The sequence below is a fragment of the Scytonema sp. PRP1 genome, assembly GCF_036697665.2.
Classification (GTDB): Bacteria; Cyanobacteriota; Cyanobacteriia; order Cyanobacteriales; family Nostocaceae; genus Kalymmatonema; species Kalymmatonema gypsitolerans.
Genome location: NZ_JBAHYJ020000117.1, coordinates 48976 through 59479 on the forward strand (window position 1 = coordinate 48976; position 10504 = coordinate 59479).

Here is a 10504-nt window from a genome sequence, read left to right on the forward strand (position 1 = left end):
GAGGAAGAAAAAGAACTTCTCTGATGTATGCCTAGGGCAACCACAAGCCTGGCAATTCTGCCCTTCTACTCAAAAAGAATTTATCAAATTCACCAATGGTAAAGAAATATTGGTAGAGACTGCATGGTGTTGGAAATGGAAACGAGTACTAAAATACGCAGCTACTTAAGAGCTAGTATACACGCTATGTGTTCACTACTTAATAAGTAGAACACAATGCAGTGTAGGGGCACAAAGCATTGCTCTGTACCCCTACCATGTGGTTTGTAGTTTATCTAAATGAAAAGCGCTGTATTATCAGACAAACCGACCACTAGACTCTTTGCGTCGAATCCCAATCACTGCTGAACGTGGTGGTCCCTCAGAATTACCCTCAATATTACTGGGCCAGTTACTGCCACGCGGTAGACTGCGTTGTTGAGTAAACAAAGTGCCATCCAAGTTCAATATTTCAATCTCTCGGCTCAGGGTTTGCTGAGGGGTGAATGGAACCTCTTCACCAGGGTGCTGTACAGAAATAATCAGCGTATCCCCAACGAAAGTAGGTCCGGTTAACTCGCAACGCGGTGGTCCATAAGCAAAGGGTACTACTTCCCCAGCATCAAGACCACTAGTAGGAATGAAGAACAGCCAGTTATTGCCAAAAACTCCAATCAGGCTAGAAGTCGCAACATTGAAATTAGAATCATCTTGGCTGGGCGAGTTAGCACCCACAACCCTATGGTCTATCCGTAATGGTTCTGGGTTAGCACCTGTGGTGAAACCATTGTGAGCTTCAGTGGACATATCAGTAACGCCCCAAATGTTACCCTGGCTATCAAATGCTAAGTTATCTACGTTAGCAAAGCCATTTCCAGGTTCTGCCCCGGCTTCTCCACCTTTAGCAAATCGCTCCCAACGGAAGGTTGTCCCTGTGCTATCTTGGCTATCTTCGATAATCTTAAAAAGTTCGCCTGAAGGTTGTGCAGCGTTGACAGCAGAACTGTACTTGGAAACAACAAAGATTCGAGAATCGGGATATCCATCTCCTGATGCCGCACCGTCTGTATAGGCGATAAAGACTTCTCTGGGATTTCTGGGGTTGATTTCAATATCTTCGGGACGAGCAGTCGGTGTTGCTCCAGCTAGATTGGCAGCTAAAAAAGCATCAACCAGCACTGCACCCTGACTAGTGTAGAAATCTGATAGCTTCTTACCTTGGTAAGCAGGCAAAGCTTCAGCCTCACCGTAAGAAGTCACAGCCCCAGTTGTTGAATTAGTCACCTGCGTGATTGTGACAGTGATTGACCCGCCTTCTGAAGTTTGTCCTAAAATACCTCTGCGTCTTGGTAGACGGGTATTACCACCATTAGAAGCCCTACCCAATGCGGCAACTTCCACAGAGGCAAGAGTTGATGGTGGAATCGGATTGGTGGGGGTATTTAAGTTTAGAGGAATCCACTCACCCGTACCGTCAGCATTGTAACGAGCGACATACAAAGTGCCGTCTTCAAATAAACGGCTGTTGTTTTTATCAGTGGGAGAAGTCACTGTACCAGAGCTAACAAACTTCCAAGTATGACCTCCACGTCGGTCATCACCCAAATAGCCCACTAATGGTCTTCCAGATTCCGCACGCACAGCGATATTTTCGTGGCGGTAGCGACCCAAAGCAGTGTGTTTGCGAGGGCGGAAAGAAGGATCAGCTGGGTCAAGTTCCACCATATAGCCGTATTTTTCACCAACCAAGCCAAACGCAGCTCCTGTGGTGCCTTCGATATAGCTTGTCTGGGTACCATTGGGGTTTACATTTTCTTGAACTCCAACGAAAGAGCTTGTACTTGCTTGGAAGTTCTCCTCAGCAGACAAGATGGTTCCCCAAGGAGTTGTGCCGCCAGAACAGTTGAATCCAGTGCCGATGATTTTGTTACCCAGTCCGTCAGAACTGAGATTGAAGACTTGGCTCGCAGCTGGTCCAGTGCCAATGAGATAATTTTCGTCTCCTTTTTGGTAGCTTCTGGAACCCCAAGAGGTGACATCTTTGTATTTATCAGTGCGTTGGCTGTTGATTGCTAAACCGGAAAGCCCGTGGATGCGTCGGTTCTTGGGGTCACGAACAACAGCAAAGCGTCCACTGCGGTCTGGGCGGGCAATCCTCACCACAGAACCGCCTATGTTGTACATAAATTCACCCAAGAGTTCGATACTCGTTCTGTCTTCTGGTAAATTTCGTCCAATAACTAGGGGGTAGGATGTGGGGAATCCTCCTAGACCACTATCAGTTGTGAAACCAGGTACAGTCGTAGAAAATGGGTAGGAAATGTATTCGTGATTGTTCCAGAGGTAGCCGTCATTCGGGCTTCTACCATCGATGGGAATAAAGCTGGTGTAGTCGCTGTTGTAGCCAAAGTAATCTTCTTGGTTAGGGAAGACGCGATCGCCCCAACGTACAATCACATACCGTTCATATTCTGGTGGTACCACAACGTCATCAAGCACGTTATAGCTACTTAAGCTTGCATTAGCAGAAGGTTCTAAGATGCTTCCCTGCTCAGTTGCTGTTGGTAAGTAGCTTTTTTGCTGCGTGTAAATTGGTAAAGGATGCGGCAAACGCACTGGGGTAAATTTCAGCGGTGTAACCGGATCAGCAGCGATCGCCCTATTGCCCCCAAAAAGCTTTTCCCCGAAAGCAGGAGCTAGCACCGTTGCACCAGCACTCGCTCCAAAGAAAGCTAGTAGCTGCCTACGTGTAAATTTGGACATTGAATTTCCTCTTAATACAAATAACTAGAACTATGACACTAAAAACCCTTTTTGCTATTCATCTCCTCAAGATGGATAGCAGCAAACATGGCAATCTTTCGATTCTTATTAGCTAATTCATTAAATAATATTCACAGATTAATTTGCATTAGTAAACAACTATTCATTAGTCGAGTCAAGGATAGTTTATCACCTTTTTGTACTAAAAAATATCAATTTGATTTCTCAATATGTCGGTATAGCTTTTTCTTACACATCATCCAATAGATATATTTATAAACTACTTCAAAAGTCCTAATTACTAAGTTTTACTGTTTCTTATCTATTCCTTAAAATCTTATTAATACGTTGTTAACCTCTGTGTTATTCAACTTAAGATATATAGAAAGGAAAAGGAGATTTTTTACAAAATTTCGCTATAAATACTCTTGGAAACAGCAGCATTAAAAATTTAAAGTAAAAACTAAGGAGTTACCGATGAAGAGAGTTTTTTCGACTGCTGTTACTATGTTGGTAAGTTTTACCTTACCTACTACCGCTGAAGCTGCAATTATCAATGGTGGGTTTGAAAATGGGTTAGAGAACTGGCAAATATTAGGTGAATCAAGAGTCGAAACGTCAGCTTTTGGCAGTCCAACAGTAGAAGGAAACTTTCAAGCTTTTGTATCAACTGCTTTCAACGAAGTTGTTGGCGTTGACGGAAATGGCAAAGAAATTAGAGGAGGAAATGCAGCACCTGCCACTTACATCACTGGCATTACTGAAAATTCCTTAGAAGGATTTTTGGGTGTATCGCAATTCTTGGGAGATGATTTTCTAGCAGAAGCAATAGAGGGTTCTGCTATCAAGCAAACCTTCACAGCAAATGCAGGACAAACTCTATCATTTTCTTGGAACTTCCTCACAAATGAGTCGGTAGGCAATAATGCCAACCCAAATTTTAATGATTTTGCTTTTGCAACCCTAAGTAATAACTCTCAAAACTTATTCTTCAGATTAGCTGATACCACCACACCATTTTTAGCTAGCGGTTCCAATACCAGCTTTTTTGAAGAAACGGGATTGAAAACTTTTTCCTACACCTTACCCACTGATGGAGAATACACTTTAGGTATTGGGGTTGTGGATGTCGGTGAACGAACAGTTATTTCAGGGCTACTTATTGATGGGGTTAGGGCGCAAGCTATTCCTGAAACAAGTTCAACAATAAGTCTACTGCTTTTAGGAGCTGTAGGAGCAGTTTCTGTCCTCAACCGTAGCCTAAGGAAAAGTCTCAACGGATACGTTGAGAGAGGAGTAAGCAGCAGGTAACATTTGGTCAAAGCCGACAATAGTTTTTATAAGCTTTTATCAAAGGGGAAAGCTGTGTAGCGTCATTCGCTGCAAATACGCATTCTCCACCGCTTCTAATGTGCTTAGATGATAGAAAATTTTCATGCCATAATAGTAATTGCAAATTATTGGCTATTTTTGCCATACGCCATACTAAGGTCAACAACGCAACGTGACTTGCCAACGCACTACACTCAATGTATCGGTGACGCGTGAACTCAAGAAATTTATCGCCTCACTCGTACGGTTAGGCAAGTACAAGTTGACAAGCGAAGTCGTCCGCGAATGGCTGCGGCTACTCGATCAGCGGGTACGGTGCCGAACTTCTATAAGCGAAATGCTCAAGAATGATCTGAAGGAGAAAGGGCACTTATGAAGGACGAGCATCAATCAAACCCTTTTCCTGGACCAGGTGAGATGAGGGCACGTATGCGTGCTTTCGACTGGGCAAGTACAAGAGTTGGTTCTGTGGAGGAGTGGTCGCAAAGCCTGAAAAGTAACGTCAAAACCCTGCTTGCGTCACGGTACCCGATGATCCTGATCTGGGGTCCCAATTTTATTCAGTTCTACAACGACGCTTATTCTAAGCTGATCGGTGACAAGCATCCTGCTGCTCTCGGTACCGATATTAGAATTACGCTTGCCGAAGCGTGGGATACGCTTGGTCCGATGATAGACGAGGTCATGACAACCGGCGAAGCGAACTGGGTTGAAGCACAGATGCTTGTCTTGGAACGAGCAGGATACCGTGAGGAGTCCTACTTTAGTCTCTCTCACGCCCCTGCTGAGGATGATTCAGGGCAAATTGTGGGTATGTTTGGCGTTTGCAGTGAAGTGACGCAGCAGGTACTGGGCGAACGGCGGTTACGACTGCTTCGGGATCTTGCCTCGAAAGCAGGCGAGACGCGGAGTGTCGAGATGACGTGCCAGGACGTAGCAGGAGCGATCGCAGAACACCCACTCGATGTGCCGTTTGCGCTGATTTACCTGCGTGAGCCAGATGGAAAAACTCTCACACTCCGCTCTTGTGTACAGATCCCAGAGGGAGAAATACTTAGCCCAGTTTCTTTCGATATTACAGCACCAGGAACAGATGTATGGTCGCTGGCACAAGCAGCGACAGGTGAAACTGTCCTTGTTGACGGCATAGAGCAGTATACTTCACTACCAGGCGGTCCTTGGAACGAGGCAACCCGTGCTGCTCTTGTGATGCCGATCGCTTCATCAAGTCAGACAGCGACCCTTGGCGTTCTGGTTGCTGGAATCAGTCCTAACCGAGCGATCGACGAAGGTTACAGATCTTTCTACGAACTGCTTGCGGCTCAAGTATCGATTGCTGTGCGTAATGCACAGGCGTACGAGGAAGAACGGCGGCGGGCTGAAATGCTTGCCGAAATTGACCGGGCAAAAACCGTCTTCTTCTCCAACGTCAGTCACGAGTTCCGCACTCCGCTCACCTTGATGCTGGGTCCCTTGGAAGACGCGCTTTACGACCCGCAATTACCATCACCTCAGCGAGAGCGCATTGCCGTTGCTCACCGCAATAGTCTCAGACTACTGAAACTTGTCAATACGCTTCTTGACTTCTCGCGTATCGAAGCTGGTCGAATGCAAGCTCTCTACGAGCCTACGGATCTGGCGGCGCTCACGACAGATCTTGCAAGTGTCTTTCGGTCAGCGATCGAGAAGGCAGGGTTACAATTGCTGGTAGATTGTCCGCCTTTGAACGAGCCAGTTTATGTAGACCAGGACATGTGGGAAAAAATTGTCCTTAACCTACTTTCAAACGCTTTCAAATTCACGCAACAAGGTTACATTGCGGTTCGCCAACGTGTGGTTGGGGAGAACATCGAGCTTCAAGTCGAAGACACAGGCACCGGTATTCCTGAGTCTGAACTGAGCAACGTGTTTAAGCGGTTCCATCGCATAGAAGGAACGCAAGGTCGAACGCATGAAGGCACTGGGATTGGTCTTGCGCTTGTGCAAGAACTCGCCAAACTCCATGGTGGTAGTTTGCGTTTACAAAGCGTTTATGGTCAAGGAAGTACTTTTACTATCTCAATCAAGCGAGGCAAGCAGCACCTCCCCTCTGACCGAATAGCAAGTGGAAGCACACTGACCCCTACAAGCATTCGAGCCGACGCATTTGTTGAAGAAGCGCTGCGGTGGTTACCTGATGATATGGACAACGTGGAACTATCGGAACTCCATGAAATGCAGGGATCGCGACCTCGGGTACTTCTGGCAGACGACAACGCAGATATGCGTGAATATGTGCGAAAGCTTCTGAGTACAGAATATGAAGTTGTTGCTGTGGCAGACGGCGAAGCAGCCCTAGCAGCAGCACACCTCGAGGTGCCAGATTTGGTGCTGAGCGATGTGATGATGCCCAAGCTCGATGGGTTCGGTCTTGTTGCCCAGCTTCGCGCTGACGAGCGTACACGTTCTGTTCCAGTCGTGCTTGTTTCGGCTCGCGCGGGTGAAGAATCGCGTGTCGAAGGACTTGAGACAGGAGCGGATGACTATCTGGTGAAGCCGTTTAGCGCTCGAGAGCTTTTAGCTCGTGTTAAAGCAACATTGGAAACATCTCGACTGCGGCAAGAAGCCGCTCGCTCCCGCATGGAGATTGAAGCGGCTCAGGAACGGGCAGCTATTCTTGAACGAGTCACCGACGCTTTTTATGGTCTTGACCGAGAGTGGCGATTTACGTATGTGAATCGGCGATGTGAGGAGTACCTCGGCAAAACACGCGAAGAGTTGGTTGGAAAAGTCGTGTGGGAAGTATTCCCTATGGTAGTTGGCACGCTGTTTGAAGAGCAGTATTATCTAGCCGTACGCGATCAGGTAGCGGTACACTTTGAGGTCATGTCTCCTTTCTCCAATCAATGGCAGGAAGTGCATGCTTACCCCTCTGCTGACGGGCTTTCGGTGAATTTCCGCAATATCACCGAGCGCAAGGAATTGGAGGAGCGACGCGAGGCGCTTTTGGAAAGCGAGCGAGCAGCTCGTGCAGAAGCAGAGCGAATTGGGCGTCTCAAGGATGAATTCTTGGCAACCGTTTCCCACGAGTTGAGGACACCACTGAACGCAATCCTTGGTTGGTCTCAGCTTTTGCGTAAGAAAACAATTGGTCCTGCGGAATTGAAAAAGGGGCTTGATACTATTGAGAGAAACTCTCGAGCGCAAGCACAGATTATCGAAGACCTTCTCGACATGAGCCGAATCATTTCGGGGAAGATTCAACTTAATGTTAAGAATGTCAATCTTCGCTCAGTGATTGAAGCGGCGATCGAATCTCTCCTTCCCACTGTGCAAGCGAAGGACATACGACTTCAAACAGTTTTTGATGTCCTTCCTGCTTCTATAATCGGTGACCCGGGGAGACTCCAACAAATCGTGTGGAACCTCCTCTCTAATGCCATCAAATTCACCCCTCAGGGTGGAAGAGTGCGCGTGTCGCTCGAGAAGGTGAACTCATATGTTGAGTTAACAGTAAGTGATACGGGTCAGGGCATAAAGTCTGAGTTTTTGCCATACGTTTTCGACCGTTTTCGGCAAGCAGATTCTTCTACAACACGAAAGTTTGGCGGTTTAGGGTTAGGGCTTTCAATTGTCAAGCAACTCGTTGAGCTTCATGGAGGAAGCGTACAAGCAACAAGCGCTGGAGAGGGACAAGGAGCCACGTTTACGGTGATGCTTCCGCTTGCTTTAAAAGAAAGCGATAGTGATGAGCAAGCAGTTGAACAAAGTTTTGATGATCACAGGCTGACAACAAACCAATGTATCCAAAAGAACCTTAATTCTACGAAGGTTCTTGTAGTCGATGATGAAGTCGATGCTCAAGAGTTGCTAAAGAGAGTCCTTGAAGACTGCGGAGCGAACGTCCTGACCGCTTCATCTGCCGAGGAAGCCCTTGAGCTTGTACAAAGCTACAAACCTAATGTAGTAGTCAGTGACATTGGTATGCCCGGAAAAGACGGGTATGATTTCATCCGCACACTACGAGGGCTTCCATCGGATATGGGAGGAAATATTCCGGCTGCAGCAGTCACCGCCTTTGCTCGTTTTGAGGATCGAATTCGTGCTTTGCGGTGTGGCTATCAAACGCACGTTGCTAAGCCAATCGAGCCGGCAGAACTGATTGCGGTTGTTGCATCTCTAGCTGGTCGTCATGACTGATACATTTATGCGGCATAATTGCGATATAGAACCGGATAATTTGACACTCCCTGCCCTAAAAGGACAGGGATTCTTTCATCGCGGGGAGCGCAACCGCTTTACCCTCAGAAAGCATCTTGACCGTGTGCCCCACGGCTGCAAGCCCTCTATTGAGAACTACTTGAGCGGCTGCTACGTCTCTATTGGTCGTGTAGCCGCAATGTTCGCATGAGTGAATACGTTCAGACAAGTCTTTTTTGCCCGTCTCGATCAGACAGTTGGGACAAATCTGGCTTGTCTTTTTGCTATCAACTTTGAGGAAGAATACACCGCGCTTGTGACAACACTGCTCTAGTATTTGGAAGAATTGACCCCATCCAGCATCTAAACAGTGCTTACCTAAAAAGCCTCGTGCTAGTCCTTTAAGGTTCAAGTCTTCTGCAAAAATCATACCTGCCCAGTCACAGAGATTATGGGCTAAGAGCCAGTGATAATATGCCCTTACGTTGGCAATTCGCTCATGCAATTTACTAACTAGAAGTTGCGCTTTTTTACGGTTATTTGACCCAAAAACCTTCCTTGATACACTCCGTTGCAGCAATTTAAGCTTGCGTTCGAGCTTCTTGAAAGGTCGTGGATTAGGGAACAATTTACCGTTAGAAACCGCAGCAAAGTGACTTATTCCTACGTCAATCCCAATTGCTTCGCCATGAGGCATTACATCAGGGACTTGAACATCCCACTGCAACGTCAGCATAGCGTACCAACCGCTAGCACGGCGAACTATCCGTACTTGTTTGAGATTAGCGCCACCCGGAATTTCACGGGATTGACGGAATTTAACCCATCCAATTATGGGCAACTTGATACCGTTTCCAACAATTGCATCTTTGCTCAGTTGGGGAAAAACAAACGAACGCATAGTCCCCGGCTTTTTGAATCGAGGGAATCCATGATTCTGTTCCCACATACTGACAAACGCCTGTTCAAGTCGTCTCAAAGCTTGTTGCAAAACTTGAGACTGTACCCGCTGCAAGTTTGGGCTAGTTTTTCTATAAGCCGTTAACGCCTTGCACTGATTGGCATAAGTTGGGCGTTTACTGTCTGCTGGGATGATGTATTCAGACTTGAGTGAACAAGCATTAATCTGACAACTACGCGATTTAAACCAATCTTTGCGTTCAGCTAAAGCATAATTATAAACACGGCGAGTTTGTTCAAGCCAGTCTGCAAAAATGACTACTTGCTTTGAAGTTGGTTTGAGCTTGAACTCGTAGGTCAGACTAAACACTTGTATCACCTCCCGTTTTCATCATACACTTTTTAAGAAACTATGATACACTTCTTAAAAAATCTTTTGACAATAAAAAGCCGTCCTAAAAGGACGGGGCTTTAAACCCAGTTTTTCGGTAACAATTTTGCGGCGTTGCTGAATCCATGTATGAAAAAGATGTCGTGTGATTCCAAACCCTTGTACCAGACGTACCATGTGAGTCCAGCGCTCTTGGTAGGGTTTCCCGACAGCAGGCGACTGGCGTAAGCGCAAAGCGTGCCGCAGGCTTACGCGTAGCGTGCCGTATCTCCTCCGGAGACGCTGCGCGAACGGCGATAGCCGTGGCGTTAGCCATAGGCATACCCGAAGGGGTACGTCTCTACACACCCTAAGTTATATCAAATCCGTTTGTAATGGCTTCGCCACGCTACGCGAACGGAATTATTCCTCGTTGCCCTCTGGTGCGTCAAGAGCGTCTTTGCGGTTTTTTAATTATTCAGATGCTACCGGATTTGATATTAGAGGTCTGGTTTTTGCAACCATCTGGCGACCATACCCGCCAAAACTCCACCTAAAATTGGGAAGACGATGAAAATCCAAAGCTCACCCAGTGCCCAACCGGGAGTGAAGATAGCGGTAGCTAATGAACGCACAGGATTGACACTTGCATTTGTTACGGGAATAAGGATAAGATGCGCTCCTGTGAGCGCTAAGCCTATGGGGATGGGTGCAAAAAGCTTAAGAGCGCGAGAAGATGTGACGCTCAAGATGACCAGGACAAAGCCAAAGGTCACGACAAATTCAGCTAATGCACAAGCCCACCAGCTATACTGACCAGGGGAGTGAATGCCAACCCCATTAGAACCAAAGTTCGCTGCTGTTGTAAACTCAGGTTTGCCCAAGCAAATCAAAAACAGGATAGTAGACCCCCAAATTGCGCCGACAACCTGACCCCCGATATACGGCAAAACGTCGCGCAAAGGAAACCGATTAGCTACC

General features: G+C 46.9%; 6 protein-coding genes. 3 read left to right on the forward strand and 3 right to left on the reverse strand.

Annotated elements, in window-relative coordinates; translation table 11 throughout:
* Positions 1–297: 297 nt before the first annotated feature.
* Positions 298–2742 carry a PhoX family protein gene (locus V5G28_RS31725; protein ID WP_332989974.1) on the reverse strand — a complete coding sequence of 815 codons (2445 nt, stop codon included), beginning with the start codon at positions 2740–2742 and terminating at the stop codon, positions 298–300.
* A 477-nt stretch (positions 2743–3219) separates the two neighbouring features.
* Between V5G28_RS31725 and V5G28_RS31730 the strand changes: the two genes are divergently transcribed.
* The 3 genes from V5G28_RS31730 (at position 3220) to V5G28_RS31740 (ending at position 8253) form a co-directional block, all read left to right on the forward strand.
* The gene (locus V5G28_RS31730) at positions 3220–4053 is read left to right on the forward strand and encodes a hypothetical protein (protein ID WP_332989976.1); all 834 of its coding nucleotides are present in this window, start codon (positions 3220–3222) and stop codon (positions 4051–4053) included.
* 193 nt (positions 4054–4246) lie between these two features.
* Positions 4247–4450, forward strand: a complete 204-nt coding sequence (locus V5G28_RS31735) for a ribbon-helix-helix domain-containing protein (protein WP_332989978.1) — start codon at positions 4247–4249, stop codon at positions 4448–4450.
* Positions 4447–8253, forward strand: a complete 3807-nt coding sequence (locus V5G28_RS31740) for an ATP-binding protein (protein WP_332989981.1) — start codon at positions 4447–4449, stop codon at positions 8251–8253. The genes V5G28_RS31735 and V5G28_RS31740 overlap by 4 nt, the downstream gene beginning before the upstream one ends.
* Positions 8254–8308: 55 nt before the next feature.
* Here the strand turns inward: V5G28_RS31740 and V5G28_RS31745 are convergent, their stop codons facing one another.
* Both V5G28_RS31745 and V5G28_RS31750 read right to left on the reverse strand, forming a co-directional pair.
* Positions 8309–9523 (reverse strand): RNA-guided endonuclease InsQ/TnpB family protein, encoded by a 1215-nt coding sequence (locus tag V5G28_RS31745; RefSeq protein WP_332989985.1) that lies wholly within the window; start codon positions 9521–9523, stop codon positions 8309–8311.
* A 500-nt stretch (positions 9524–10023) separates the two neighbouring features.
* Positions 10024–10504, reverse strand: a 481-nt coding sequence (locus V5G28_RS31750; protein WP_332989987.1) for an aquaporin, incomplete at its 5' end; no start/stop codon positions are given.